Genomic DNA, 21,925 nt, shown 5'->3' with positions numbered 1-21,925 from the left:
TTTGATCAGCAACCGGCACCGGCTGGCGCCCGGTGGGATGTGGGTCCGGCACGATTGGCGGACCCGTGCGTTAACCACCCACCGCCGATAATGTTCCGAAGAATTTTGGATCGGCGATGCGCCACGCTGCCCGGGCCGGCCAGGTCATTCCGGCGGCCTCTCGTCGGCGGAAAATGAGCGCTCTATTCGACCAGCACATGCGCCTCGCGCGCGGCGCTGACGAAAGCTTCCCTGGCATTGTCGGCCGGAACGTCGCCGCTCATTGCCCGGCGGCAGGCGCGCAGCGCCGCGCCGTGCTGCGCGCTGCCGGCGTCGCGCCACTGGCCCGTCAGCAATTCCACGGCCTGCTGCGCGTTGGAAATATGCCGAATCGAGCCCGCTATGCCGACGGTGACTTCGACCGGCCTGGAAAACCATCCCTGGATCATCGCGAAACCCCTGATGCGTTATGGCGGATCAGAAACGCGCAACTGCCCGGCAGGTTTCATCCCGATATTTCAAGAGGATGTGAGCAGCGCGCCGACAGCCGGCATGATCCGCCTCTATCGCCCGAGCGGCTTGCGGGACAGTTCCACGAGTTCGGCCTCGTCGGTGATGCCGGCCATGTAGTTGGCGATGATACGCGAGGCGCGCGCCTGCTTCTGCTCCTCGGTTTCTCCGGCGATGCGGCCGCTCTCGAAGACGCGCCCAAACATGGCGGTCTCGTCCGGTGTGAACGTGTTTCGCGAAATATTGGACATGGCTTTCTCCTCCATGTCCCCCTTCCTGCCCCGGCTGATATTAACACGGGTTCGGAAATGAGGGTGAGTCTCGAAAACATGGTGGCGATGCGCCTTCCTGCGTGGCGCTGTCGCCGCCAGGTTCTTCATCTCGCGCCTGGTCCGAGGCCTGCCGGATGCGGCGCCGGCCTCGCTATATCCTTGCCGAAACAACGAAGCGCTGATACTCATTAGCGGCGTGGAATTATTCCGAGTCTGCGCCAACTTGCGTCACACAATATTGCGGCGCATGCTGTCCGAGGCCAATACCCCGACGTGGTGGCAACCGGGTTACGAAGGGATTTGGTCGACAAAGAAGCAGGGCAGGTTCCGATTCCGTGTCGGAGCAGGTCCACCAAATGCTCTGGAATTCTGAAGCCATTGCCCCCATGGCGTCGGAAGAGCATGAACATGGGGAAATCGATGGTCACGAAGAAACTTACCGCCAACGCAGAAAGCGCGGCAGCCTTTCTCGCGGTGATGGGCAACGAGAAGCGTCTGCTCATCATGAACTACCTGGCAGAGGGCGAACTGTCGGTCGGCATCCTCGCCGACAAGGTCGAACTCAGCCAGTCCGCACTCTCCCAGCATCTGGCCAAACTGCGCAGGTTTGGCCTGGTCGACACCCGCCGCGACCGCCAGATGGTCTACTACTCCTGCAAGTCGTCCGCGGCGCGTGAGCTCCTCGCGCTGCTCGACGGGCTGCTGACCATGGACCGGCCGCTCGCCGGCCCGGCCCGGCAAGCTCTTGTCGAGAGGATGCGGCGGCCACAGGCCGCCTGACCGGCTGCGACGCAGGCGAGGGCAGGTTGCCTTCGCCTTGCGTGGCGTCATTCCAGGAAAAGCGCGCGGCGGTTTTCCGTCCGGAATTGCGAATAGTTTGAGCGGTTTGGCAGAAAGCTGAACCGCTCGAACTGCGCGGACTGCGGATGGTCGGCAACGGGTCGCGTGTGCGGCGCCGGACGTTGCGCTTGGCGCGTCTCCTCAATTGGTCGAAGCCTTACCGATTCTTAATTTAGCGGCCGCAAGTCTGCCAAGAAGGCCCGCGACACCGGGGCTCCTCGATCGGAGTTGTGCAATGGCCATCATCACCACCTACACGTCCACGCAGAAGTTCCTCCATTGGGCTCTCTTTGCCCTCGTCATTCTGCTCTATGCGCTGACCTATGGCGAAGAGTTCTATCCCCGTGGCGATCCCACGGTGGACGCCATTTGGCGATTGCACATTTCCTTCGGCCTTCTGCTTGCCGCGTTCGTGCTTTGGCGGGTGGTTCTGCGCGGCCTGAGAGGGAGGCCGGGTCTCCCGGCAGAGATGTCCGGGCTCGAGCAAACCGCGGCGAAGGCCGGACATGTCCTCCTCTACGGTCTGCTGATCGCGATCCCCGTCCTCGGCATTTTCCTGACCTGGTTCCGGGGCGACGCGTTGAGCTTCTTCGGCCTGTTTGCGGTACCGTCGCCATTCACACCGGACAAGGCGACCGCCAGGAACATCCGTGAACTGCACGAGCTGTGCGCCAACGGCATACTGATCGCCGCTGGCCTGCACGCCTTGGCCGCGCTCTATCATCATTTCGTCCGCAGGGACGGAGTGCTGGCAAGAATGCTTCCCGGCGGCTGATGCACGTCGCCCAAAGTGCTGGAGCGGTTTGGGAGAACGACATGCACAAAATCAGAAACCCTTGGCGCGTGGAGCGAATCTGAAAGATCGCGACGCAGCGGGCTGGTTCCACTCGTCTTGCGCTGCGTCCGGCCGCTCCGGCCATGACGGCTCGGCATCCATCACTTTTCGTTGAAAGACAAGTGCGTGCGAGCCGGAATGCGGCGGTAAGTGACTGAATAAAATCATATTCCGGCACAGCGCCCGGGGCGCGCGCGGCCCGAAGTTTACGGATTTGTAAATCGCCCGCCGGACCGCCCTTGGCTAGACTTTCCGCGATCCACACCCCCGGATCATGACGGGCCAAACTTCCACTTTGGCTTCGTTAAGAGGCTCGCCGCTCCCGGCGGGCCTCTTTCGTTGGGGTAAAGCCACAAGCTTACGGTGTGGCTTGCCGGCGCGTGACGACGCTGCGCACGGCAAGCACCAGCACGGTGATGATGATCAGGATCACCGAGAGCGCTGCGATCGCCGGGTCGATGTTGTCGCGCAGGCCCATCCACATCAGGCGCGGCAGGGTGATGGCGTTCACCGAGGTGATGAACAGCGTCACGCCGATCTCTTCCCAGGAGAGCACGAAGGAGAGGAGCGCCGCGGTGACGATGCCGAACTTGATGTTGGGCATGATGACGCGCGTCGCGCGCTCCCAGACGCTGGCGCCGAGGCCGCGTGCGGCAAGGTCTATGCGCCGGTCGAGCTGGCTGAGCGACACTAAAATAAGCACCGTGGCGAAGGGCACCGTCATCACCGAATGCGCCATGGCCACGCCCAGCCAGGTGTCGTAGCCGAAGAAGGACGAGATGCCGGAGACCGAGGTGAGCAGGAAATAGAGCGTCACCGCCGAGACCACCGGCGGCACCACCATCGGCAGCAGCACGAAGCCGACAAGAGCGGCCGTGAAGCGCGGCTGGAACATCCAGACGCCCAGGCTGAAGGTGAGCGCCAGCACCGTGGAAAGGGCGCTGCTGACCACGCCGATGCGAATCGACAGCAGGATGGAGTCCAGCCAGCGCGGGTCCTCGATCAGCGAGCGGTAGTGGCGTAGCGACAATTCCCCGGTCGGCATGGTCAGCATGCGGCTCGGCGTCAGCGACACCGGGATCACCGCCAGCAGCGGCAGAAGCAGGAACAGCGCCACGAGCACTGCGAGGATGAGCGAGACGGGGCCGGGGCGATAGGTCGGCATCGCGCTACACCAATTGTTTCGGTTTGACGTAGCGGAACAAGAGCGCCATCAGCGCGCCGACGAACACCACCAGCACGACGCTGATCGCCGCGCCCAAGCCCCAGTCCGGGCTCTGGAAGATGCGCAGATAGATCAACTCCGCGATCATCACGCTGCGGCCGCCGCCGAGGATCGCCGGCGTGACGAAGAAGCCGAGCGAGAAGACGAAGACGATCATAGCCGAGCCGATGATGCCGGAGCGCGTCATCGGCACGAACACCGTCCAGAAGGTGCGCATGCGGCTGGAGCCCAGGCCGCGCGCGGCAAGGAGCACGCGCTCGTCCAGGCTGCGCATGGCCGAGGCCAGCGGGAACACCGCGAAGGGGATGAGGAAATGCGACATGCCGACGATGACGCCGAACTCGTTGCGCACCAGCGTCAGCGGCTCGGAGATGAAGCCGATCGATTGCAGCCAGGTGTTGATCAGGCCGCGGTTGGAGAGCAGCGCCACCCAGCCGAAGGCGCGCGTCAGCACCGAGATCCAGAACGGCACCAGGATGCAAAATTCGGCGAGCACGCGCTGCACCGGGCTGCCGCGCACCCAGACCACGGTGATCGCATAGGCTGCGGTGACCGAGACGATGGTGACGATCGCGGCGATGCGCAGCGTGCGGATGAACACCGATTGCACCAGCGGGTCGCTGACCAGCGCGCCATATTGGCCGAGCCCCGGCGTCGGCAAGGTGAAGCTCCACTTCACCACGCCGAGAAAGGGCCAGGCATAGGCAAGGACGAGGAACAGGAGCAGCGGCGCCATCAACAGCGCCGCGCCCATCCTTTCGGAGAGGATGCCTCTCATGTCAGGGTCGCATCTCGGCCTGGATCAGGCGGAGATGATCTTGGTATATTCGTCGAGCGCCTTGCCATAATTCTTGGCGTACCAGTCCATGTCGAGCGGGATCTGCTTCTTCATGTTCTCCGGATCGACCGGGTTGATGCGCTTCTTGTCGGCCGGGATCAGCGCGTCGGCGGCCGGATTGGCAGGGCCTTGGCCGAGCTTTTCGAACATCACCAGTTCCTTCTGCGGGTCCTGGGTGCTGGCGATGAACTTCATCGCCGCTTCCTTGCCGCCGGGATTGTTCTTCAGCACCGCCAGCGCGCCGGGCGAGATCAGGCCCTGGTCCCAGATGAACTTGATCTGGCCGCCGGAGTCCTGCTCGATCAGCGAGGCGCGCGTCGACCACACGATCGCCATCGAGGCTTCGCCATTGAGCAGCACGCTTTGGCTTTCGGCGCCGCCGCCCCAATAGGAGACGACGTTTTCCTTGAAGGCGGCGATCTTGTCATGCGCCCGCTTAAGGTCCAGCGGATAGAGCGAGGCCGGCGCGACGCCATCGGCGAGAAGGGCTGCCTCCCAACTCGACACGCCCCATTTGTAGAGCGAGCGCTTGCCCGGGAATTTCTTGACGTCGAAGAAATCGGCCATGCCGGTCGGCGCGTTGGAGCCGAACTTCTGCGAGTCGTAGGCGATCACATAGGAGAAGAAATAGGTGGACGCCGCATATTCCCAGCCGAAGCCCTCGCGCATTTTCTTCTTGTCGACGATCGAATAGTCGATCGGCTCGAGCATGCCCTGGCCGCCCAGCGTGATCGCCGAGAACGGATCGACGTCGACCAGGTCCCAGGTCGGCGCGCCGCTCTTGAACTGCGCGGCGATCGCGCCTTCCGTCGGGCCAGAGCCGTCCATCTTGACCGGGATGCCGGTGTCCTTGGTGAAGGCCTGGCCATAGGCCGCGTCGTAAGCGGTGATGGCGTCGCCGCCCCAGTTCACCAGCACCAGTCCCTTCGTCTCGGCGAAGGCGCCTGTCGAGCGCAGCAGCATCGGCGTGCCGGCAAGCACCAGGCCCGCGAGCTGCGCGAACTGGCGGCGCGAAATCTCGCCGCGCTTGGTCCTTTCGGACAGAGACTCGATCGCCTGTTTCCGCGTGTGGTTCATATCGTCGGTCATGTCAGTTCCCCTTGTTTTATTGATCTGATCCGGAAGCCGGTGCGGCGATATCAGGCCGCCTCGGCGCTCATTGTCCTCCGCCCGGTAGGAGGAAGCCCTTCTCGGCCGGCCAGGTCAGCCAGACGGAATTGCCCTTGCTCAAAGCCGCCGCCGCCACCTCGTTCGGCACCGAGACGGTGACCTTCGCGCCCTGGCGCGTGGTGAGGTCGAGCTTGGTTGCGGCCCCGAGATAGGTCGAGGCGACAGCGGTCGCCGCAATGCCGTTTTCGCCGGACGCCGCCTCCGGCGCGATCGACATGTGCTCGGGGCGGATGGCGAGGATGGCATCGCCCTTTATCGCTTCGGCCTTGCAGCGCATGTTGACCGCGCGGTCCTCGCAGAGACCGGTGGCGCCGTTGTCGGCCGGCTTGACGCCCTTCACCGGCAGCATGTTGATCTCGCCCAGGAACTCGGCGACGAAGCGGTTGGCCGGGCGGTCGTAGACCTCGTCCGGCCTACCCACCTGCAGGAGCTTGCCGTGGTTGAAGATGGCGACACGCGACGACAGCGCCAGCGCCTCGCTCTGGTCGTGGGTGACGAAGACGAAGGTGGTGCCGGTTTCCTGGTGCAGCCGCTTCATCTCGGCCTGCATCTGGCCGCGCAGGCTCTTGTCCAGCGCCGAGAACGGCTCGTCGAGGAGGAGCACGCCCGGCTCGAACACCAGTGCGCGGGCCAGCGCCACGCGCTGCTGCTGGCCGCCCGAAAGCTGCGCCGGCAGCTTCTTCTCGTGGCCCTTGAGGCCGACGCGCTCGATCATCTCGCCGACACGGCTTTTGATCTCTGAAGCCGATTTCTTGCGCACCTTGAGCGGGAAGGCGATGTTCTGTTCCACGCTCATATGCGGGAACAGCGCATATCCCTGGAACACCATGCCGGCGGCGCGCTGCTCGGCCGGGCGGTCGGTGATGTCGGCGCCGTCGCTGAAAAGGCGGCCTTCGCTCGGCTGCACGAAGCCGGCCAAAATCATCAGGAAAGTGGTCTTGCCGGAGCCCGAGGGCCCGAGCAGGGTCAGGAACTCGCCGCGGCCTATATCGAGCGTCAGATCGTCCAGCGCCCGGAACGAGCCGAAGCTTTTGCCGATCCCGTTCGCCTTGATCTCTGCGGCCCGGCCGGGTTGCTGCATCCTGCCTCTTCCTTGGTCTCAGGTGAAATCGTAGGCAGGGCGGGGGCTCACCGCAACCGAATAGTTTTCGCCTGATCGGCAAATTTGATTCACGGGTGGCGCCAAATCTCCCCCCTTGAGGGGGAGATGTCGCCGCAGGCGACAGAGGGGGTCGCCGCGCGTGGAGCGCCGACGGCCAGCGCGACGCCGATGGTGCTGGCGCTCTTCGTGAGACGACCCCCTCTGACCGCTTCGCGGCCATCTCTCCCTCAAGGGGGGAGATTAGAGCCTGTTCTCCGAAAGCTTCGCCCTAAGCCACTCGCTGAAGGCATTGAGCACAGGGTGCCCCGCCTTGGCATGCTCGAAGACCAGATAATAGGAGCGCGGCGAGGGGACCGACGCTTCGAACGGCTTGACTAGCCGGCCCTCGCTCAGTGCCCGGCGGCCGGTCAGCTCGTCGCCCATGGCGATCCCCTGGCCGGCGATCGCCGCCGAGAAGACGAGGTTCATGTCGGAAAAGAAGATGCCGCCCTCGGTATCGGGATTTTCCACCTTGGACAGCGCCAGCCAGCGCGCCCAGTCCTCGGTGTCGCTGAGATGCAGCAGATTGGCGCGCAGCACGTCGGCTGGCTTGGAAAAGCCGCCGACCTTGTTGAGCAGCGTCGGGCTGCAGAGCGGCGTGAAGGAGACTTCGCAAAGCAGCTCCACCGCCCGGTTCGGCCAGTTGCCGACGCCGAAGGCGATGAAGGCGTCGGCTTCCGGATTGCTGACATCGTCGAGCCGCCGCGGCGTCAGCACCGAGAGCGCGACGTCCGGATACATCTGCTGGAACTCACCGATATGGGTGCACAAGAACATCGAAGCGAAGCCCGGCGGACAGGAGATGCCGAAGGAGCCGCCGACGCCGGCGCCGCTGTTCTGCGTCACCGCGTCGCCGAGCACGGTCAGCGCCTTCCGGACATCGGCCGCGTAGCGCTGGCCGCGCGGCGTCAGCGCCACGCCCTTGCCGATGCGCTGCAGGAGGTCGAAGCCGAGGTCGCGCTCGAGCAGCCGAAGCTGATGCGAGACGGCGCTGCGGGTGAGGTGGAGCTCGTCGGCGGCGCGCCAAACGCTGCCATGACGGGCAAAACTGTCGAGGGCGCGCAGCGCCTGCGTGGAAGGTATTCGCAAGAGGCCTCAGGTGAACCGAATTTGCACGAGCCGGGAAAACATATCACTTTTTGATGAGCCGCTTCACTGCTTTCTTTGCGGCATGGAGAAACCGGTGACGAGTTCCGCGCAGGAGACCGCGCTCGCCTGCATCGACGGCATCCAGCCGCTCCTGTCGGCCTGGACCCGCACCATCTTCGACTTCGGCGAAACCGCCTGGCGCGAGTACCAGTCGGCCGCCTGGTATGTCGATCGGCTGAAGCGCGAAGGCTTCTCCGTCGAGGAAGGTTCCGGCGGCATGCCGACCGCCTTCTGCGCCCATTGGACGAACGGGGAAGGCCCCACAGTCGGCATGTATGCCGAATACGACGCAGTCCCCGGCAATTGCCAGGACGCCGCCACCGTCAAGCGGCCTCGGCCGGGTCTCAGCGTCGAGGCCGGCGGCCACACCGATCCGCATTCGGGCCTCGGCATCGGCAGCCTCGGCGGCCTGCTCGCCGCCAAGGCGGCGATGCTGGAGCACGGCATAACAGGCACGCTGCGCTTCACCGGCGAGCCGGCCGAGAAGGTGAGGGGCTCGAAGCCGATCCATGCGGCCAAGGGCTATTATGACGGCCTTGCCGGCATGATCTCCTTCCATCCCTTCTACATGCTGCCGCTTTGCAACACGGCGCGCTGGGACACGCATTGCGGCGCGGCCTACGCGATGATCTACCGCTTCATCTGCGACGAACCCGAAAATTGGGCACTCGGAGGCGACGGCGCGCCGATCCCGCAGGCGCATTCGGCGGTCCGCGCGCCCGGCGCCAACGATGCGCTGATGATGATGTACATGGCCTCCAAGGCGCTGCGCGATTCCATGCTGCCGCATCAGGGCGGCTGGTCGATCAGCGAGGCGATCCTGACCGCGGGCCAGGCGACCGCCGACAACCTGCCGGCGGGACTGGCCGAGATCCAATACATGATCCGCGTGCCGACGCTTCGTATGGCCGAGCAGGTCACCGCGGTGCTCGACCGCAACGCGGAAGCGGCGGCGAAGATGAGTGGCTGCCGCTACGAGCGCCACTGGGTGTCGAAGTCGCGGCCGGGGCTGGCCAACCACGCCATAGCAGACATCACCTATCAGGCGCTCGCAGCCGTCGGCCCGCCGCAATGGAGCGACGAGGCGAGGGCGGTTGCCCGCGAGGTGCAGGTCAATGGCGGCGGCGAGGCGACCGAGAATCCGTTCATCGACGAGCTTGAGCGGCTCATTTCGCCGCAGGAAGCGGAGGCGATCCTGCGCCACGACCTGCCGCCTTCGCAGGTCAATTCGACCTCCGACGACTACACCGACATGAGCTGGCACGCGCCGACGGCGCGCTTCTATGTCGCCCGGCCGGCGCTGCGCGCAGCCGATGGCCATGCCTACCCGGCCTGGGCGATGAACGCGCTGGGCGGCATTCCGGCCACCATCGACCCGATGGTCACCTGCGCCGCCAAGACCGTCGCGCTCACCGCGCTTCGCCTGCTCGAGGACAAGGCCGCGCGCGAGGCCGCGATGGACGAATTCGTCAAGCGAACCGGCGGCGGCGTCGGCGGTTCGAACTGGATCGTGCCGCTCTGCGATTACGACCCACCGATCAATTTCCGCTGGCCGGAATATGTCACCACGCCGCGCGGGCGCGACTGGTGGATCCCGTCTGCTTCCACCGCATGACAACAAAACCGATCGAGGAGAACCCCATGACCGTCCATGACCGAATCGTCGCCGAGCCGTTTTCGCTGCAGCGCCGCAACCCCAATGGCGGCACCAAGCCGCTGACCGCCTGGGGCTTCGCCAACGAAACCGATGTGCTGACCGACGTGCTGCTCGGCTCGCCCAATTTCCTACGGCATCTCTCGACCAGCTCGCTGTCCAGAAAGCACCTGCGCGAGGCGCCCTGCAACGTCCAGATCGCGCAGGCGCAGCACAAGGATCTTGTCGCCGCCTACGAGCATTTCGGCGTCAACATCCACTGGCACGAGCCGACGCCGGAACTGCCGATGCAGGTCTATTCGCGCGATTCCAGCGTCATGACGCCCTACGGCGCCTTCATCACCGCCATGGCCAATTGGTGGCGGCGCGGCGAGAATTATGCCGCCATCCGCACCTATGAAAAACTCGGCATCCCGATCTACGACATGGTGACGGCCGGCACCTTCGAGGGCGGCGACTTCAACGTCATCGAGGATGGCGTGGTGCTGATCGGCTGCGGCGGTGCCCGCACGCAGGAAGAGGGCGCGCGCCAGGTGCAGGCCTGGTTCGACAAGGAAGGCTGGGAGACACGGCTAGCCTTCATCGACGAATACTATGTCCATATCGACCTGATGGTGGTGCCGATCGCCGAAAAGCTCACCGCAGTGTGCCTCGCCTGCACCGAACCCGGCATCGTCGACTGGCTGAAGGGCAAAGGCCACGAGATCATCGACGTGCCCTTCCAGGACACGATGGCGCTCGGCTGCAACTTCATGTCGCTCGGCAAGGACAGGGTGATCGCGCCGACCTCCAGCAAGACGCTGATCGAGAAGCTGAAGGCACGCGGTTTCGAGGTCGCGGCCGTCGACATAAGCGAGATCTCCAAGACCGGCGGCGGCATCCACTGCATGGCGCAGGCGCTGAAGCGGGTGCCGGCCTGAGCGCGCTGCTTCGGCCGGCGCAGGCGAGGCAGTCATCCAGGCAATCGCCACTGTCCAGTCACGCAAATGGCGGGCAACGAGCCCGCCATAACTTGCGTGATAGCTAACATAAGAGCACACTAAAATTAGGAGAGGGCTTACCAGCAAAAAAACGGGAGGAAAGCATGAATGCAATAAGCTTCACCACCCTTGAACGCGGCAAGGCGACCGTCGACGCCGCCTCCCTCGAAGCACTTTCGGCACAAATTCGCGGCACGGTGCTGCGGGAAGGTGATGCCGCCTATGACGAGGTCCGCGGCATCTGGAATGGCATGATCGACCGCCGGCCCGGGCTGATAGTGTGTTGCGTCGGCGCCTCAGATGTCGTCATCGCCGTGAATTTCGCCAGGGAAAACAGGCTTCTCGTCTGCGTGCGCGGCGGCGGCCACAACATTGCCGGCAGCGCCGTCTGCGACGGCGGCCTGATGATCGACCTGTCGCTGATGAAATCGGTGCGGGTCGATGTCGCGGCGAAACGGGCATGGGTCGGACCCGGCGCAACGCTCGCCGATGTCGACCGGGAAACGCAGGCCTTCGGACTGGCGTTGCCCACCGGCATCAATTCGACCACCGGTATTGCGGGCCTGACGCTGGGCGGTGGTTTCGGATGGATCACCCGCAAATTCGGGCTGACGATCGACAATCTCGTTTCAGCCGACGTGGTCACCGCCGACGGCAAGTTGCTGCGCGCCAGCCAGAGCGAGAACCCCGACCTGTTCTGGGCGCTGCGTGGCGGCGGCGGCAATTTCGGCGTCGTCACGGCGTTCGAGTTCCAACTTCATCAGTTCGGACCGCAAGTGCTGTCGGGGCTCGTCGTCCATCCCTTCGCCGATGCCGCGAAGGTGCTGAGCGAATATCGCGAGGCGCTCGAGACCGCACCCGACGAACTGACCTGCTGGGTGGTCATGCGGCAGGCGCCGCCGCTGCCGTTCCTGCCGGCCGAATGGCACGGCAAGGAAGTGCTGGTGCTGGCCATGTGCTATTGCGGCGACGCCCAGGCCGCCGAAAAGGCGACGCGGAAGCTTCGCGCCATTGGCACGCCGATCGCCGACGTCGTCGGTCTCAATCCGTTCACCGGCTGGCAGCAGGCCTTCGACCCGCTGCTTGCGCCTGGCGCCCGCAACTACTGGAAGAGCCACGACTTCACCGAGCTTTCCGACGGCGTGATCGAGGTAACCACAGAGGCGATCGCCAGGCTTCCGGGTCCGGAATGCGAGATATTCTTCGGCCATGTCGGTGGGGCCGCGGGCAGGGTCGAGGCGGACGCCACCGCGTTTCCGCAGCGCAACTCGCATTTCGTCATGAACGTCCATGCCCGCTGGCGCGAACCGGCAATGGACAAGGCCTGCATCGACTGGGCTCGCGGTATCTATGACGCGGCAAGGCCCTATGCCGCCGGCACGGCTTATGTGAACTTCATGCCGGAGGACGAGGTCGACCGGGTCGAAGCAGCCTATGGCGGCAACTATAGCCGGCTGCTGGAGATCAAGCAGCGCTACGACCCGCAGAACCTGTTCCGCGTGAACCAGAACCTGCGTGCGAAGGAAGGTCTCAGGGCCGCCTGAGGCCAGGCGTCTTTCGGCGGCGGCGCGGTCAGCCGCGCTGTCGCCAAGCTTCGCTTCCTGGTGCTCAACGCGCAGCCCGCTTCGGCGCGCCAAGCGCATCGAGCCGTTCCTGCAGATGCCCGTTGAGCACGATCATCTCCTTCAGCGCCTTCACCGGATCGCCTTTGTGCTCAGCGATGAAGCGCTCGGCGATCGCCTGAAGCGCCGCCTCCTGACGGCTGTCCAACCTTACGATGCGATCCATGGCGGTTGCTCCCGTGCCTTCCATTAGCATGTGAACAAAAAGTGAACAAAAATGTCAAGAGCGAATTGACTTTGCAAGGAATGGGTTCCTATTTTGTCAGGAGATGGGGCGGTTGCTCAGGATTCAGGGAGAGCCGCGTTGGGCAGACGAAAAAGCCGCTATGACAGATTGCTCCAGTCGGACGCGGAGGCGATCATTCGCGACGCGCTGGAACTGCGCAAGACGGTGCTGGCGGCACAAGTCAACCTCAAGGCCAATGGCGAAATGTACTGGCGGCTCAACGGCCTGGTGGACAGGCTGCACGAGGTGATGGGCGCGGTTGCGGGCCGGGAGCCCGATTTCCGCGCCGCCTGGCTCGGCCTATTGCCGCTGCCCGAGGATTACTCAGACCGGACATGAGAAAATGGCCGGACCCATGGACAGCGTTGGCCGGGCGGCCAAGGCCAACATGCTGCTCATCGTCGAATGCCGCCACTGTTACCACGTCGGGCGCTTCAAGGCGAACGACGTGGCCAAGGTGGTGGGCTGGAACAAGCCGCTCGAAGCCATCCGCTTCCGCTGCAAGCGCTGCGGCCGCAAGGACACGGAGATCAAGACCCAGTTCGTCGACCAGGACCATCCGCCCAAGGGCTATATCTGGGTGCTGCAGAAGGCGAGGGGGTAGGGCCCCTTGACTAAAACAACGACCCCTGCGCCGGCGGCTCGGCGGGAAACTTGATCTGCGTCGCCGGTTTTTCCACGATCACCAGCGCGTCGTCCGCTGCCGGCTTCTGCAGCTTCTTCACTTCAGACCACGGCGCGGTCAGCCATAGCTCGGTCTCCTCCGGCGTCGTCAGGATCACCGGCATCGCCTTCTCGTGGATCGGCGCGATCAGCGCGTTGGGCCTGGTCGTCAGGAAGCCGTAGAGCTCGTGGTCGCCGGGGCCTTCCTTCACCTTGCGTACCCCATGCCAGGGAGTCCACAGGCCGGCGAAGAAGAACAGCGGCCGTTCTTGGCTGAGCGCAAACCAGAAGTTCTTCTGCACGCCGGTCTCAGGGTCCTTGTCGCCGGGCGTCGGCGAGGGCTCGGCGAAGCTCGTCACCGGCACCACGCAGCGGTTCTCGATGCCGAGATAGGGCAGCCAGTGGGCATATTGTGGGTTGCGGATGTTGGTGGTGCCGGAATCGGCGTTGCCGCGCATCCGCTCAGGTGGCGTCGGCATGCCCCAGCGCAGATTGGCGAGCTCGCGGCTGCCGTCGGCGGCATTGCGCACCACTGGCGCAGGCTGGTTGGGATAGATGTCGACCGAAGGCTCGAGATTGCCGGAGATGTCGCGCAGCGCGCGCGTCCATTGGCGGATCGCCTCCTGGCTTGTGGTGATGTTGTAAAGATTGCACATCGGCAGCGTTTCTCTGTCCGCCGATTGTTCCAGCATTTTTTCGCGGAGCGCAACTTGCCGGGCATAGCACCGCCGCTCAGCGCCCGCGCCCGCCGCGTCGCCTTGTCTCGACCGGCTCCGCGGTCGGCGGCTCGCCGGGCAGCCCGAGCCGGTGGCGCTCCTCCTCTGCGAAGGCTTCGGCTTCCGCGTGGATATCGAATAGCTGCTGCGTCAGCCTGCCGCCTTCGACGATGCGCACCAGCCATTGGCCATTGATGAATTTCACGCGGACACTGTCTGGTTCGCCTGTCACCATGTGCAGCTCCAGCTCGATGCCCAAAGAATTGCATCCTTGAACAACCTGCGACGGGTTGCCGTAAGCTTTCGTTCATTGGCCATAGCAGGATAGCAGTCGCAGGGCTCGGGTGGACTTGACGTCGAAAATATAGATTTCCCGCAAAGGCCACCCAAAATGGATAAAAACTCTGCGCCGAAACCTTGAAGGAACCCCTCAGCAGAATCCAACTTCGATATGGTGCTCGGTTTGCGAGACGATGCGGCGGTGCATTTCGAATGCGTCTGAGCGGATCTGCAGCGCGAGGGTCTCGGGCACGCCGATGGGAACTGGTCACGTCGAGGCCGGCGGCGAGGCGAGCGATCGGCGTGCCGGCAAGCATACGATGCATGGGCTTTGCCTCGTCGCAAATCCTTACCCGCTCGGCAGCGGATAGGAGACAGCGAACCGGCCGTGACACTCTGGGGGGCGGCGGCGAAACGGACAGGCTAGGGCGGCCCGGCAGCCTGGGGGGGTGTATTGGGTTCGGCGGCCGGGCCTGACCGGAGTTTGCGAGCCTGCCGGCTGCATCGAACATGCGCTTGCGCTCATGCAAGGGCAAGAACGACCTAGGCCCTAAGACCAAAGCAACCGGAGCGGCGCAAACGGCCGAAGCGGCGGGCCCCTGCTGGCCTCAGTCGGTCTTCGCTCAGGCGGGCGCGTAGCGCAGCAGCGTCACGCCCTGGGGAAGGCTCTGCGTTCCGAGCGGCGTCAGCGTGAGCGACAGCCCACGCTGGAAGTACGGCTTGCCGCCGCCCAGCACGACCGGGTGCATATAGAGCCGGTACTCGTCGATCAGGCCCGCGCGTGACAGATGCCCGGCCAATTCGGCGCCACCGACGCTTATCTCGCCATCCGTTTCCGCCTTGAGGGATCTTGCCGCCGCCGCGGCGTCGCCATCCGCCAGCCGGGCATTGGCACCGACCTCGCCGAGCGTCGTCGAAAACACGATCTTCGGCGTCTTCCGCCAGGCTTGGGCGAAATCCCGTTCGACCTCGACGCCGGCCTCCCGCTCCGGACTGTCCCAGAAGCGCATCGCCTCATACAGGCGCCGCCCGCAGAGCGCGATCGCCGTCCGCCACATTTCCCCGTTGAAATGCCGATGCAGTTCTTCCTCGGGCACCGGCAGGTCGATGTCGCCGTCCGGCCCGGCAATATAGCCATCCAGCGACATCAGCATGGAATAGACGATCCTGGCCATCGGCGCCTCCGTTTCGCAGGCCCAAGAATGCACAAATGATTGCATTTTGCAACCAGTTTGCCGTGAGAGCGGAGGAAGCCGCAAGCGAGCTCGGATCAGAAGCCGAAGAACTGCTTGCCGACGAGATAGCCGACCGCCACGACGATCAGCGGGAATAGCGCTGGCGCGATCCTGCCGAGCGGCGAAGGTTTTACCTCTCTCGCTGGAGCATTGGGCTTGGCGTTGCCGAGGTTCTTTGTCATGGGGTCCGTCACCGCGATTTGTTGCCGGGTGACCCATAATATTAGAAATAGCTAATTAATTTTCTCACAATTCGATCGTGCGATTTGTAGCTATCGCCGGTAGTCGCTATTCCGCCTGACGGGTGCGTTCGGCAAGCGCAAAGGCCTGCAGGTTCCTCGATTTGCCGAGGTCCTGGTCGGCATTGGCGATGATGGCGTGGAAGGCGGCGCGGGCGATGTCCTTCTTCTTGGCGCCGGGATGCACCTTGCGGACGGCTTTGACCAGGTCCTTCGGTGTCATGTCGGGGGTGACGAGGCGCATCAGCGTATCGCCTATGGCCTGCAGTTCGCTCGCATCCATAACAATGAACCCTGTCCTGGCTGCATGAGCCTAATGCATGTCGCCCAAACGTGTGTAGCGGTTTTGGGAAAACGACATGCATAAAAACAAAGATTTAAAGCGCGTCGCTCGAATCCGTTTCGACGCGACGCGCTTTAGCATATAGCGTGGCCAGAACGTCACTTTTGTGATGCTCGCCGCTCAAAATCGCGGTGAGGCGCTGGCCTCTAAGACCCAAGTCGTCGATGATCGGTATCCGAAATGACCAAAGGGCGAATTGACGGGCCGCAATGCTTGGTGACCTTGCCGCCTTCGGCGGACTCTTCCTAGCCGCCTTCGTCGCCGCGACCATCCTGCCGCTGCAGTCGGAAGCGGTGCTGGTCGGCCTGCTCTTGGCCGGGACCCATTCGCCGGCCGCGCTGGTTCTGGTCGCGACGATCGGAAATGTGCTGGGCTCGGCGGTCAACTGGCTACTGGGCTGCGGTATCGATAGATTCCGCGACCGCAAATGGTTCCCAGCAAAGCCTGCCGCACTCGACCGCGCGGCGGCGCGCTACCACCGTTACGGAAGATGGAGCCTGCTGCTGAGCTGGGCTCCGGTTATCGGCGATCCGCTGACGGTGATGGCCGGCGTATTGCGCGAGCCCCTATGGAGCTTTCTCGCCATCGTCACCATCGCCAAGGCTGGCCGATACCTGGCGCTGGCGGCCGCTACGCTCGGCCTCTAAAGGATACTCGTGGCGAAGGCATCCAGCCGCGAATTTTCGCGATATCCAAGCCGCACCGCCAGGGCGGCGGCGGCCCCGGTAGCAGCACCGCCGACGATGTCGCCGGCATAATGGATGCCGATGTGCAGCCGCGACCAGCAAATCAGCAGCGCCATGATGAAGAAGGCAAGAGTGCGGCGCGGCAGCGCCTGCATGGCGAAGGCGGCAACGATGGCCATGCTGGCGGTCGCGTGGTCGGACGGGAACGACCAATCGGCGCTGGGCGCGATCAACAGATGCGTGACGCCGGCGTCGTAGGGCCTGATCCGGTGGACGAACAGCAGGATTGCCTGGTTGAGAGCCAGCCCGAGCAGGAAGGAGAGGCCGGCGGAAAGGCAGGCATGGCGCACATGGGCACGATCGGTCCTCGACCACCATTGCAGGGCGACCGCGATCACCATCAGCGGCACGCCGATTTGTGAGATCGCGATCATTGTCCTATCAAGGAGCGGGTTGATGCCGGCTGCGGCATTGATCCAGTGGGTTAAGGCTGCATCCATGCGATCTGATTTCCTTGGGTTGTTGTGAGGGCTGGGTCTTGAAGCCGGTCGATGAGCGTCGCATTCATCAGCTTTTCGAAATCGGCGTGTGGTTGAAGGGCGCGCATGCGCTGATCGAATGCATCGGCGGCATCCTGCTCTATGTCGTCACCACCGACACCATCGCCTCGTGGGTCAATGCCCTCACCCAGGAAGAGTTGATCGAAGACCCGAACGATTTCATAGCTGGCTATCTGTCGCAGATGGCAAGCCAGTTCTCCGTCGCGAGCAAACAGTTCTACGCTTTCTACCTGCTCAGCCACGGCCTGATTAAGCTGCTTCTGGTCATCGGCCTGCTGCGCGGCAAGCTATGGTCCTACCCGGCCTCGCTCGCCGCGCTCGGCGCCTTCATGGTCTACCAGGTCTATCGCTATTCCTACATGCACTCGCCAGGCCTGCTTGTGCTGACCGTCTTCGATGCGATCGTCATGTGGCTGATCTGGCAGGAGTGGCAGGCGGTGCGCCGTCACATGGCCGGCTGAGCGCGCCGAGGCGCAGCCGACTCCACAGGCCTTACGAGCCATGACGTCGCCCTCCGGGCCAGTCTTGGCAGGTCACCAAGGTTGTCCGTCCGGAATTGCGCGAAAAATGATTGGTGCGGTTCGGTGATCCGACCCGGACGCCGCACCGCTCCTTCTTTTACGCGGGGATCAGCATGGCGATGCGATGGACGCCGACCTCCTTGCTTGTGTTCGTCGCCTCGTCGGTCTTGCCCTTGGAGCAGGTGTACACGTCGCCGACCTTGAGCTTGAACTCCTTGTCTACCTTCTTGATGGTGAATGCGCCGGAAGTAATCGTGCACACCATGTCGTTAGGCATCACGCTTTGAGGTGCGTGCGCCCCGGGCTGGAACACCACGTCGACAATTGCGATACTCTTATAGGCGGGAATGTCGGAATTGCCGGTGCCGACTTCGATCATCCTGACGCCGGGCGCTATTTCCTTGCCTTCCTTCGGACCGTATTTCTTCGCTTTCGCGAATGCCGCCGTCGTGAACAGGGGCGCCACTGCGGCAGCCGTCACGCCGAGAGCAATTGCAGATCTGCGATTCATCGTTTTCATCGCATCCTCCCTAAACCTGTCATGCACGGATGAGCATGGCGTGCTATATATTAGCACAAGCTGATTTTATTGTGCAGAAGAGTGCTTGCTTGACCGGACTGCTCAGGGCAGTTTTTTCACTCCGTCTTTTGCCGGAATTTCGAATGGCAGCTCGAACAGTCCTGCAGGATGAGGTGCAGGATATGCTCGGCCGGCATTCCGGCGGGATCTGCTTGCGCCGCGCCCGGGCGCTTGCCGAGCAGGCTGCCGCCATCCATCGGCGGGCCGGCCATCCGCATGTCGGCGGTGATCTCGGCCGGCGCTTTCTCGGCCTTGGCGTCAAGCGCGTCGGCGAGCCGGCCGATATGGCGGGCGAGCGCCTCGAACTCCGGCCTGGCCTGGTCGATCTCCGGTTTGGCGCTTGACGGCGCGCCCAGCGAGCCGGCGGGGAATTCGGCGATCAGGGCAGGGCCGGCGCGGGCGCTGAGCGTGCCCGCCGCCGCCCTGAAAGCTGCCGGCTCATAGGCGCGCCTGCCGTCGAACATCTCCACGATGGCCTTGGCTGCCGCCGCCATCTCCTTCATCGAGCCCTGGCGCGCCTTGACGATGGGATCGCCCGGACCGGCTGCCAGCGACGGGGCAAAGATCAGCGGGCCGGCGAGCGCAAGCATCGCCGCCCCAAGGACGACGCGGAACCTCATGCCTGCACGTCGACAATGCCCATCATGCCGAGCTGCTCATGCTCGAGGATGTGGCAGTGATACATGCGCGCGCCTGGCCGCTCCTGGCGCAACAAGAGCCGCACCGTCTCGCCGCGCGCCACGTTGACGGTGTCCTTCCATGCCCGATAGGGCGGCTTCGAGACCTTGCCGTCGCGCTCGTGCTCGACCACCTGGAACTGCGTGCCATGGAGGTGGAACGGATGGTCCATGTCGGCCTGGTTGACGATTTCCCAGAGCTCGGTCTCGCCGGCCCGGGCGACGATGTCGACGCGCTCCATATCGAAGGCCTTGCCGTTGATCAGGAAGCCCATCTCCATGCTAGTGGCGTTCATCGCCATGGTCTCGGTGAAGACGAGACGGCGGCTGACCGCGGGCTGCCCAAGCGGCGCGATTGGCCTGAGCCGCTCGGGCAGCGGCGGCATCGCTTCTCCCGGCGTTTCCGCTACGTCGGCGGTGAGCAGCGTCAGCCCGGCGTCCGCCGGCCGGCCGGCGCCCATCCAGCCGCGGTCGTAGTCAAGCGTGGTGAGCGTTGCGGCGCCCGGCCTGTCGAAGGCGACGACCAATTCGACGCGCTCGGCCGGGCTGAGCATGATCTCGTTGGCTGCAACCGGCTTCTCCAGCAGGCCGCCGTCTGTGCCGATGATCGTCATCGCCGCGCCGTCGAAGGCAAGCCTCAGGAAGCGCGCATTGGTGGCGTTGTAGAGCCGCAGGCGCCGCTTCGCGCCCATCGCCACGGCGAGTCGCGGGTTCTTCTGGCCGTTGACCAGCACATGGTCGCCGACGCGGCCGTTCATCTGGTCGGCCATGGTGCTGTCGGGCATCGAGCCGTCGGCGGCCAGGCGAAGGTCGGTGAACATAAGCACCGTGTCGCCATAGACCGCCGGAACGGGATCGGCCTTCGCCTTGACGACGAAGGCGCCGGCAAGGCCGCGATAGACCTGCTCGGCCGTGCGGCCATGCGGATGCGGGTGGTACCAGTAGGAGCCGGCGCTGCCTTCGGGCAGCTCGAAGGCATAGACGCGGTCCGCGCCTGCCGCCACCGGGTCCATCGGATTGCCGTCCTGGTCGGCGGGCACCGGCATGCCGTGCCAGTGGATCGTGCTTTGCTCACCCTCGATCCGGTTGGCGAAAGCGATCTCGACGCGGTCACCCTCATAGGCTTCGATCAACGGGCCGGGGCTCGTGCCGTTATAGGCAAGGATCGGCGTGTCCCGGTCCGCGGCAAAGCGCACGGTGGCGGGCTCCGCCGTCAGTCTCGCCTTGAACAGGCCGGACCGGCTGGCCTCGTTGGCAAGCAGCGGCAATTCGCGCAAGGGCTGACCCTCGGGTAGCGCCACGGGACCCTGGCCCATGGCGCCCATGTCATGGCCCGCATGGCCGCCCATGTCCATGCCGGGCATGGAATCCATGTTCGACATGCCGTCCATCTTCATCTGCGCCAGCGCGCGAGAACCTGACAGAACCGTTGCCAGGCCTGCCGCCAGAAAACCGCGTCGATGCATCTTTTTCTCCTCGATCGTGATTGGGAAGGCGCGCCGCTAGCGACCTTCTGCTCACGTTAGGGGTTCCAGTGACTGGAAGGTCAAGCCCTTTAGGGCAGGGCCGCAGGTCCGCCTGCACTCGCCAGGCGAGGGCTTGCGGCAAGGGAGATCAAGCGTCTCCGCCGCAGCCGTCCGAAAGGTCCCACACATCAACGATCTGCTCGCCGGTGAAGCGGTGCTCGTGGATCAGGTATTTCGCCAGTCCGCCATACACCTTCCATCGCCAGCAAGGACAGCAGCAGGGACCTTTCTCCTCGGAATTGGCCATCGCGTAGTCATAGGCCTTCTGCTCGTCTCCGGTGAGCTTCAGATCGTAGTACGGCATCATCTGCTGCGCCGTCGCCACAGCAATGTCGTAAGGATCGCCGGGGATCATCGGGATGGCGCGGTACTTGGCGAGCCCTCTCACCTGCTCGCCATAGCGCTTCAGTTCCATCGGGCTGCAGCACGAGCCCTTGATGCGAGCCGTCGCCGGCATGGTCGCGATCGAATCCGTGAACTTGGCCGAGCAGGTGCTGTTGCCGCTCTCGCTGAGCTCCTTGAAACGCCTTGCCAATTCCGGATCCTCGGCAGCGATTGCCGGTTCCGGCAGCTCGAAAAGTCCTGCGGCCGCGGCGACGCCGAACACGCTTAGAACAACCGTGCGCCGGTTTGGGATGTCGGTCATTTGCCGGCCCTCGCTTGATTGACGAATGTCTTCAGTGTCGCAAGATCGGTCGCGCCGGGATAAATCCTATCGCCGGCGACGAAGCCCGGCGTCCCGGTGATCCGCAGCGCCTGGGCCAGTTCCGTATTGCGGTCGATCGATGCCTGGATATCGGGCTGCCGCATATCGGCCTTCATGCGTTCGACGTCCAGCCCGGCCTCGGCGGCGGTCTTGAGCACGACCGCCTCGGTCACTCTTGTCTTTGCCGCATAGAGCGCCTTGTGAAAGGCTGCGTATTTGCCCTGCTTGTCGGCGGCGAGCGCGGCCTTGGCCGCGAACACGGAATCGGGGCCGAGGATGGGAAATTCCTTGTAGACGATTCTAAGCTGCGGATCGTCGGCCACGGCCTGTTCCATGATCGGCGCCATCATTCGGCAATAGGGGCAATTGTAGTCGAAGAACTCGACCAGGGTGACATTGCCTTGCGCATTACCGCCGACGGGGCTCTGCTTGTCGTGGAAGATGTCGGCCGCTCGCGCCTTGAGCGCCTTCCTGGCCTCGGTCGCCTCCGCTTGACGCTGGCGCTCGTCCAGGCTCTGCAGCGCCTGCACGAGAACCTCCGGGTGCGCCAGAATGTAGTCGTGTATCCGTTGGTCGAGCTGGTCCTGGGACATTTCGCCGGCTGCGAATGCCGGTCCCCGCGCGCCTGGAAGGCCTGGATTGAGCAGGAACCATCCCGCCAGGCCGGCGAGCAGGATGGTGCGAAAGATACTGCCGAAGAATCGGCTCGTGTGCGCCCTGGTGAACATGTGTCTCCCTTCCTTGTTCGAAAGC

At 64.1% G+C, this 21,925-nt stretch carries 28 protein-coding genes; 9 read left to right on the top strand and 19 right to left on the bottom strand.

All coding sequences use genetic code 11. The annotated features are described in order from the left end of the window. Positions 1 to 182: 182 nt before the first annotated feature. Entirely contained in the window at positions 183 to 428 is a 246-nt protein-coding gene (locus EJ070_RS31185) for a DUF982 domain-containing protein (RefSeq protein ID WP_126094785.1), read from the bottom strand. 114 nt (positions 429 to 542) lie between these two features. Continuing rightward, entirely contained in the window at positions 543 to 740 is a 198-nt protein-coding gene (locus EJ070_RS31180; protein WP_126094784.1) for a hypothetical protein, read from the bottom strand. Positions 741 to 1,181: 441 nt separating this feature from the next. Between EJ070_RS31180 and EJ070_RS31175 the strand changes: the two genes are divergently transcribed. Next, complete coding sequence (locus tag EJ070_RS31175) at positions 1,182 to 1,541, top strand: metalloregulator ArsR/SmtB family transcription factor (RefSeq protein ID WP_126094783.1); 360 nt, start codon at positions 1,182 to 1,184, stop codon at positions 1,539 to 1,541. 295 nt (positions 1,542 to 1,836) lie between these two features. Beyond that, positions 1,837 to 2,376: a cytochrome b gene (locus tag EJ070_RS31170; RefSeq protein WP_245464734.1), complete on the top strand. Its 540-nt coding sequence runs from the start codon at positions 1,837 to 1,839 to the stop codon at positions 2,374 to 2,376. A 418-nt stretch (positions 2,377 to 2,794) separates the two neighbouring features. Here EJ070_RS31170 and EJ070_RS31165 read toward each other — a convergent pair whose 3' ends face one another. The 5 genes from EJ070_RS31165 to EJ070_RS31145 form a co-directional block, all read right to left on the bottom strand. Continuing rightward, positions 2,795 to 3,601 carry an ABC transporter permease gene (locus EJ070_RS31165; RefSeq protein ID WP_126094782.1) on the bottom strand — a complete coding sequence of 269 codons (807 nt, stop codon included), beginning with the start codon at positions 3,599 to 3,601 and terminating at the stop codon, positions 2,795 to 2,797. A 4-nt stretch (positions 3,602 to 3,605) separates the two neighbouring features. Next, positions 3,606 to 4,439, bottom strand: a complete 834-nt coding sequence (locus tag EJ070_RS31160) for an ABC transporter permease (RefSeq protein ID WP_126094781.1) — start codon at positions 4,437 to 4,439, stop codon at positions 3,606 to 3,608. A 24-nt stretch (positions 4,440 to 4,463) separates the two neighbouring features. Then, on the bottom strand, positions 4,464 to 5,576 hold the full coding sequence (locus EJ070_RS31155; protein WP_126095982.1) for an ABC transporter substrate-binding protein: 1,113 nt from the start codon (positions 5,574 to 5,576) through the stop codon (positions 4,464 to 4,466). A gap of 79 nt (positions 5,577 to 5,655) precedes the next feature. Then, the gene (locus EJ070_RS31150; RefSeq protein ID WP_126094780.1) at positions 5,656 to 6,750 is read right to left on the bottom strand and encodes an ABC transporter ATP-binding protein; all 1,095 of its coding nucleotides are present in this window, start codon (positions 6,748 to 6,750) and stop codon (positions 5,656 to 5,658) included. Between the two features lie 261 nt (positions 6,751 to 7,011). Further along, complete coding sequence (locus tag EJ070_RS31145; protein ID WP_126094779.1) at positions 7,012 to 7,899, bottom strand: LysR substrate-binding domain-containing protein; 888 nt, start codon at positions 7,897 to 7,899, stop codon at positions 7,012 to 7,014. A gap of 82 nt (positions 7,900 to 7,981) precedes the next feature. Here EJ070_RS31145 and EJ070_RS31140 point away from each other — a divergent pair, with 82 nt between their 5' ends. The 3 genes from EJ070_RS31140 to EJ070_RS31130 all read left to right on the top strand — a co-directional run bounded on the left by EJ070_RS31140 (position 7,982) and on the right by EJ070_RS31130 (position 12,137). Next, positions 7,982 to 9,574: an amidohydrolase gene (locus EJ070_RS31140; protein ID WP_189350174.1), complete on the top strand. Its 1,593-nt coding sequence runs from the start codon at positions 7,982 to 7,984 to the stop codon at positions 9,572 to 9,574. 26 nt (positions 9,575 to 9,600) lie between these two features. Then, the gene (locus EJ070_RS31135) at positions 9,601 to 10,533 is read left to right on the top strand and encodes a dimethylarginine dimethylaminohydrolase family protein (RefSeq protein ID WP_126094777.1); all 933 of its coding nucleotides are present in this window, start codon (positions 9,601 to 9,603) and stop codon (positions 10,531 to 10,533) included. 164 nt (positions 10,534 to 10,697) lie between these two features. After that, a complete protein-coding gene (locus EJ070_RS31130) occupies positions 10,698 to 12,137 on the top strand; it encodes an FAD-binding oxidoreductase (protein WP_126094776.1) in 1,440 nt (479 codons plus the stop codon). Positions 12,138 to 12,201: 64 nt separating this feature from the next. Here EJ070_RS31130 and EJ070_RS31125 read toward each other — a convergent pair whose 3' ends face one another. Beyond that, complete coding sequence (locus EJ070_RS31125; RefSeq protein WP_126094775.1) at positions 12,202 to 12,381, bottom strand: hypothetical protein; 180 nt, start codon at positions 12,379 to 12,381, stop codon at positions 12,202 to 12,204. Between the two features lie 138 nt (positions 12,382 to 12,519). Here EJ070_RS31125 and EJ070_RS31120 point away from each other — a divergent pair, with 138 nt between their 5' ends. Both EJ070_RS31120 and EJ070_RS31115 read left to right on the top strand, forming a co-directional pair. After that, positions 12,520 to 12,780, top strand: a complete 261-nt coding sequence (locus EJ070_RS31120; RefSeq protein WP_126094774.1) for a hypothetical protein — start codon at positions 12,520 to 12,522, stop codon at positions 12,778 to 12,780. Positions 12,781 to 12,784: 4 nt separating this feature from the next. Further along, complete coding sequence (locus EJ070_RS31115; protein WP_126094773.1) at positions 12,785 to 13,045, top strand: hypothetical protein; 261 nt, start codon at positions 12,785 to 12,787, stop codon at positions 13,043 to 13,045. Positions 13,046 to 13,055: 10 nt separating this feature from the next. On the opposite strand, the gene EJ070_RS31110 is transcribed toward EJ070_RS31115, so the two are convergent. The 5 genes from EJ070_RS31110 to EJ070_RS31095 form a co-directional block, all read right to left on the bottom strand. Beyond that, on the bottom strand, positions 13,056 to 13,760 hold the full coding sequence (locus tag EJ070_RS31110) for an SOS response-associated peptidase (RefSeq protein WP_126094772.1): 705 nt from the start codon (positions 13,758 to 13,760) through the stop codon (positions 13,056 to 13,058). Between the two features lie 76 nt (positions 13,761 to 13,836). After that, entirely contained in the window at positions 13,837 to 14,079 is a 243-nt protein-coding gene (locus EJ070_RS31105; protein ID WP_245464733.1) for a hypothetical protein, read from the bottom strand. A gap of 643 nt (positions 14,080 to 14,722) precedes the next feature. Further along, positions 14,723 to 15,274, bottom strand: coding sequence for a dihydrofolate reductase family protein (locus EJ070_RS31100; RefSeq protein WP_126094771.1), 552 nt, complete (start codon positions 15,272 to 15,274; stop codon positions 14,723 to 14,725). Between the two features lie 95 nt (positions 15,275 to 15,369). Continuing rightward, positions 15,370 to 15,516: a hypothetical protein gene (locus EJ070_RS36510; RefSeq protein WP_189350172.1), complete on the bottom strand. Its 147-nt coding sequence runs from the start codon at positions 15,514 to 15,516 to the stop codon at positions 15,370 to 15,372. 106 nt (positions 15,517 to 15,622) lie between these two features. Continuing rightward, the gene (locus tag EJ070_RS31095; protein WP_126094770.1) at positions 15,623 to 15,856 is read right to left on the bottom strand and encodes a hypothetical protein; all 234 of its coding nucleotides are present in this window, start codon (positions 15,854 to 15,856) and stop codon (positions 15,623 to 15,625) included. Between the two features lie 269 nt (positions 15,857 to 16,125). Here EJ070_RS31095 and EJ070_RS31090 point away from each other — a divergent pair, with 269 nt between their 5' ends. Then, positions 16,126 to 16,563 carry a YqaA family protein gene (locus EJ070_RS31090; protein WP_126094769.1) on the top strand — a complete coding sequence of 146 codons (438 nt, stop codon included), beginning with the start codon at positions 16,126 to 16,128 and terminating at the stop codon, positions 16,561 to 16,563. Here the strand turns inward: EJ070_RS31090 and EJ070_RS31085 are convergent. Then, the gene (locus tag EJ070_RS31085) at positions 16,560 to 17,102 is read right to left on the bottom strand and encodes a phosphatase PAP2 family protein (RefSeq protein ID WP_126094768.1); all 543 of its coding nucleotides are present in this window, start codon (positions 17,100 to 17,102) and stop codon (positions 16,560 to 16,562) included. The two genes, EJ070_RS31090 and EJ070_RS31085, sit on opposite strands and share 4 nt — an antisense overlap. A gap of 38 nt (positions 17,103 to 17,140) precedes the next feature. Here EJ070_RS31085 and EJ070_RS31080 point away from each other — a divergent pair, with 38 nt between their 5' ends. After that, entirely contained in the window at positions 17,141 to 17,623 is a 483-nt protein-coding gene (locus EJ070_RS31080) for a DUF2127 domain-containing protein (RefSeq protein WP_126094767.1), read from the top strand. Between the two features lie 157 nt (positions 17,624 to 17,780). Here EJ070_RS31080 and EJ070_RS31075 read toward each other — a convergent pair whose 3' ends face one another. The 5 genes from EJ070_RS31075 to EJ070_RS31055 form a co-directional block, all read right to left on the bottom strand. Further along, the gene (locus EJ070_RS31075; RefSeq protein ID WP_245464732.1) at positions 17,781 to 18,194 is read right to left on the bottom strand and encodes a hypothetical protein; all 414 of its coding nucleotides are present in this window, start codon (positions 18,192 to 18,194) and stop codon (positions 17,781 to 17,783) included. 125 nt (positions 18,195 to 18,319) lie between these two features. Beyond that, positions 18,320 to 18,883, bottom strand: a complete 564-nt coding sequence (locus tag EJ070_RS31070; RefSeq protein ID WP_126094765.1) for a cytochrome c — start codon at positions 18,881 to 18,883, stop codon at positions 18,320 to 18,322. Next, a complete protein-coding gene (locus EJ070_RS31065; RefSeq protein ID WP_126094764.1) occupies positions 18,880 to 20,406 on the bottom strand; it encodes a multicopper oxidase family protein in 1,527 nt (508 codons plus the stop codon). Before EJ070_RS31065 ends, EJ070_RS31070 begins: the two co-directional genes overlap by 4 nt. 148 nt (positions 20,407 to 20,554) lie before the next feature. Next, positions 20,555 to 21,112, bottom strand: coding sequence for a hypothetical protein (locus EJ070_RS31060; protein WP_126094763.1), 558 nt, complete (start codon positions 21,110 to 21,112; stop codon positions 20,555 to 20,557). Continuing rightward, positions 21,109 to 21,900 (bottom strand): DsbA family protein, encoded by a 792-nt coding sequence (locus EJ070_RS31055; RefSeq protein WP_126094762.1) that lies wholly within the window; start codon positions 21,898 to 21,900, stop codon positions 21,109 to 21,111. Before EJ070_RS31055 ends, EJ070_RS31060 begins: the two co-directional genes overlap by 4 nt. Positions 21,901 to 21,925: the final 25 nt, after the last annotated feature.

This window comes from Mesorhizobium sp. M1E.F.Ca.ET.045.02.1.1 (assembly GCF_003952485.1).
Classification (GTDB): domain Bacteria; phylum Pseudomonadota; class Alphaproteobacteria; order Rhizobiales; family Rhizobiaceae; genus Mesorhizobium.
Note: the sequence above shows the minus strand (reverse complement) of the source record. Positions and strands in the feature narration are given on the sequence as shown.

Excerpts from the sequence above, each read along its gene's own strand:
- EJ070_RS31185 (WP_126094785.1), bottom strand. The coding sequence starts at position 428 with ATGATCCAGGGATGGTTTTCCAGGCCGGTCGAAGTCACCGTCGGCATA.
- EJ070_RS31180 (WP_126094784.1), bottom strand. The coding sequence starts at position 740 with ATGTCCAATATTTCGCGAAACACGTTCACACCGGACGAGACCGCCATG.
- EJ070_RS31175 (WP_126094783.1), top strand. The coding sequence starts at position 1,182 with ATGGTCACGAAGAAACTTACCGCCAACGCAGAAAGCGCGGCAGCCTTT.
- EJ070_RS31170 (WP_245464734.1), top strand. The coding sequence starts at position 1,837 with ATGGCCATCATCACCACCTACACGTCCACGCAGAAGTTCCTCCATTGG.
- EJ070_RS31165 (WP_126094782.1), bottom strand. The coding sequence starts at position 3,601 with ATGCCGACCTATCGCCCCGGCCCCGTCTCGCTCATCCTCGCAGTGCTC.
- EJ070_RS31160 (WP_126094781.1), bottom strand. The coding sequence starts at position 4,439 with ATGAGAGGCATCCTCTCCGAAAGGATGGGCGCGGCGCTGTTGATGGCG.
- EJ070_RS31155 (WP_126095982.1), bottom strand. The coding sequence starts at position 5,576 with ATGAACCACACGCGGAAACAGGCGATCGAGTCTCTGTCCGAAAGGACC.
- EJ070_RS31150 (WP_126094780.1), bottom strand. The coding sequence starts at position 6,750 with ATGCAGCAACCCGGCCGGGCCGCAGAGATCAAGGCGAACGGGATCGGC.
- EJ070_RS31140 (WP_189350174.1), top strand. The coding sequence starts at position 7,982 with ATGGAGAAACCGGTGACGAGTTCCGCGCAGGAGACCGCGCTCGCCTGC.
- EJ070_RS31135 (WP_126094777.1), top strand. The coding sequence starts at position 9,601 with ATGACCGTCCATGACCGAATCGTCGCCGAGCCGTTTTCGCTGCAGCGC.
- EJ070_RS31130 (WP_126094776.1), top strand. The coding sequence starts at position 10,698 with ATGAATGCAATAAGCTTCACCACCCTTGAACGCGGCAAGGCGACCGTC.
- EJ070_RS31125 (WP_126094775.1), bottom strand. The coding sequence starts at position 12,381 with ATGGATCGCATCGTAAGGTTGGACAGCCGTCAGGAGGCGGCGCTTCAG.
- EJ070_RS31115 (WP_126094773.1), top strand. The coding sequence starts at position 12,785 with ATGGCCGGACCCATGGACAGCGTTGGCCGGGCGGCCAAGGCCAACATG.
- EJ070_RS31110 (WP_126094772.1), bottom strand. The coding sequence starts at position 13,760 with ATGTGCAATCTTTACAACATCACCACAAGCCAGGAGGCGATCCGCCAA.
- EJ070_RS31100 (WP_126094771.1), bottom strand. The coding sequence starts at position 15,274 with ATGGCCAGGATCGTCTATTCCATGCTGATGTCGCTGGATGGCTATATT.
- EJ070_RS36510 (WP_189350172.1), bottom strand. The coding sequence starts at position 15,516 with ATGACAAAGAACCTCGGCAACGCCAAGCCCAATGCTCCAGCGAGAGAG.
- EJ070_RS31095 (WP_126094770.1), bottom strand. The coding sequence starts at position 15,856 with ATGGATGCGAGCGAACTGCAGGCCATAGGCGATACGCTGATGCGCCTC.
- EJ070_RS31090 (WP_126094769.1), top strand. The coding sequence starts at position 16,126 with ATGCTTGGTGACCTTGCCGCCTTCGGCGGACTCTTCCTAGCCGCCTTC.
- EJ070_RS31085 (WP_126094768.1), bottom strand. The coding sequence starts at position 17,102 with ATGGATGCAGCCTTAACCCACTGGATCAATGCCGCAGCCGGCATCAAC.
- EJ070_RS31075 (WP_245464732.1), bottom strand. The coding sequence starts at position 18,194 with ATGAATCGCAGATCTGCAATTGCTCTCGGCGTGACGGCTGCCGCAGTG.
- EJ070_RS31070 (WP_126094765.1), bottom strand. The coding sequence starts at position 18,883 with ATGAGGTTCCGCGTCGTCCTTGGGGCGGCGATGCTTGCGCTCGCCGGC.
- EJ070_RS31065 (WP_126094764.1), bottom strand. The coding sequence starts at position 20,406 with ATGCATCGACGCGGTTTTCTGGCGGCAGGCCTGGCAACGGTTCTGTCA.
- EJ070_RS31060 (WP_126094763.1), bottom strand. The coding sequence starts at position 21,112 with ATGACCGACATCCCAAACCGGCGCACGGTTGTTCTAAGCGTGTTCGGC.
- EJ070_RS31055 (WP_126094762.1), bottom strand. The coding sequence starts at position 21,900 with ATGTTCACCAGGGCGCACACGAGCCGATTCTTCGGCAGTATCTTTCGC.